Origin of the sequence: Achromobacter sp. GbtcB20, from assembly GCF_019091095.1 — a bacterium.
GTDB lineage: Bacteria > Pseudomonadota > Gammaproteobacteria > Burkholderiales > Burkholderiaceae_B > Achromobacter > Achromobacter mucicolens.
Window position 1 is genome coordinate 1 of sequence record NZ_JAGXJZ010000639.1, and the last position, 258, is coordinate 258.

1 protein-coding gene is annotated in these 258 nt (G+C 64.7%); it reads left to right on the forward strand.

Going from position 1 to position 258, the window contains the following annotated elements; all coding sequences use genetic code 11:
- On the forward strand, nucleotides 1-258 hold a 258-nt coding region (locus KVT32_RS30540; RefSeq protein WP_217619481.1), incomplete at both ends, for an ABC transporter permease subunit.

The following is a 258-nucleotide window of genomic DNA, read 5'->3' on the forward strand; positions in this document are numbered from 1 at the left end:
GCTGACGCTCATGCTGTCCACGTTCGGCATCTCCTTCGCGCTTCCGATCGGCGTGCTGCTGGCCTTGGGCCGGCGCACGAAGATGCCGGCGATCAAGGCGCTGTGCGTCGTGTACATCGCGCTGATCCGCGGCGTGCCGCTCATCAGCCTGCTGTTCATGTCGTCGCTCATGCTGCCGCTTTTTCCGCCGGAAGGCCTCACCATCGCCAAGCTGTTGCGCGCGCAGGTCGCGATCATCATGTTCGCCGCGGCCTACAT